At 62.9% G+C, this 1,686-nt stretch carries 1 protein-coding gene; it reads left to right on the forward strand.

Annotated features, from left to right (window positions below; all coding sequences use genetic code 11):
* Nucleotides 1-79: 79 nt before the first annotated feature.
* Nucleotides 80-1,528 carry an IS1182 family transposase gene (locus ACOVRJ_RS00110; protein ID WP_422041876.1) on the forward strand — a complete coding sequence of 483 codons (1,449 nt, stop codon included), beginning with the start codon at nt 80-82 and terminating at the stop codon, nt 1,526-1,528.
* Nucleotides 1,529-1,686 lie beyond the last annotated feature (158 nt).

The following is a 1,686-nucleotide window of genomic DNA, read 5'->3' on the forward strand; positions in this document are numbered from 1 at the left end:
CGAGGCTGTGTGAAAACCCCCTCGCAGACTCGGCGCGTGGTGTCTAGAGTTCATAGCCATATCGAGCGCAGGAGCCGGTATGCCGCGATACGTCGAGAGCCAGGACCGACAGCAGGTCACGCTGCTGCCCGAGTGTCTGGATGACTTCATAGCTGAGGACAACCCGGTTCGCATCGTTGATGCGTTCGTCAACGAGTTGGACCTCGGCGGCCTTGGGTTCGCCGGGATGATGCCGGCCTCGACAGGCCGCCCCAGCTACCACCCTGGCGTGCTGCTGAAGATCTACATCTACGGCTATCTGAACCGCGTGCAGAGCAGCCGGCGCCTGGAGCGAGAGTGCGGGCGCAATGTCGAGCTGATGTGGTTGACGGGCCGTCTGGCCCCCGACTTCAAGACCATCGCCGACTTCCGCCGCGACAACGGCCGCGGCATCCGCCAGACCTGCAGCCAGTTCGTGGCCATCTGCCGCAAGCTCAAATTGCTCGCCGACGGCGTCGTCGCCGTGGACGGCAGCAAGTTCAAGGCGGTCAACAACCGCGACCGCAACTTCACGCCACACAAGCTGGAGCAGCGGATGAAGCAGATCCAGGAGAGCATTGATCGCTATCTGCAGGCCCTGGACACGGCGGACCGCACCCAGCCCGATGATCTCCCCGCAAGGACTGCACGGCTTCAGGACAAGCTGGGCAAGCTACGCCGGCAGATGAACGATCTGCGAGAAGTGGAGCAACATCTGCGGCAGCAGCCAGACCAGCAACTCTCACAGACCGACCCCGACGCGCGCTCCATGGCCACCAGCGGCAGGGGCACCGGGATCGTCGGCTACAACGTGCAGATCGCCACGGACACCACGCACCACCTCATCGTCGCGCACGAGGTGCTAAACGTCGGCCACGACCGCACGGCCCTGGCTTCCATGGCCAGCAAGGCGCAGGAAGGACTGGGGCGCAGGGGCATCGGCCTGATCGCTGACCGGGGCTACTACAAGGGCCCGGAGATCCTCGACGCCGAGAAGGCGGGCGTGCAGACCTACATCCCCAAGCCCATGACCTCTGGCAGCAAAGCCGAAGGACGATTCAGCAAGGCCGACTTCGTCTTCGATGCCAAGGCTGATGTCTATCGCTGCCCTGCGGGACAGATCCTGCGTAGAGGAGCCGACCAGGTCGACGGCGAAGGTATGGTCCTTCACACCTACGCGCGCTACGGCTGCAGCGATTGCCCGATGAAGGCCCAGTGCACGCCGGCCCGCTTCCGACGGATCCGGCGGTGGGAGCATGAAGACGTTCTCGACGACATGCAGCAGAGACTGGACCGCAACCCCAACGCGATGAAGATCCGAAGGCGCACGGTCGAGCATGTCTTCGGAACACTCAAGCACTGGATGGGCTCGACGCACTTCCTGATGAAAACCTTGAGGCATGTGCCGACTGAAGTCAGCCTGCACGTGCTGGCATACAACCTAAAACGGCTGATTAGCCTGCTGGGTATTGCCGAAACGATGAAGGCGATGAGATTTGCGAGGGCGTAGGCCCTTTACATGCTCATTCGGGGCTCCACTGCCCCGACAACTGTGTGGTGCTGGCATAAGGCGGAGACGCGCGTACTGTTCGAGTTGAACGGTCTTCGAGGGCCAATGCTCCAAACGCCCGCCACCCAGCCTTCATCGGGCGTTCTCACACGGCCTCG

Origin of the sequence: Roseateles sp. (genome assembly GCF_049240545.1) — a bacterium.
Taxonomy (GTDB): Bacteria; Pseudomonadota; Gammaproteobacteria; order Burkholderiales; family Burkholderiaceae_C; genus Paucibacter_A.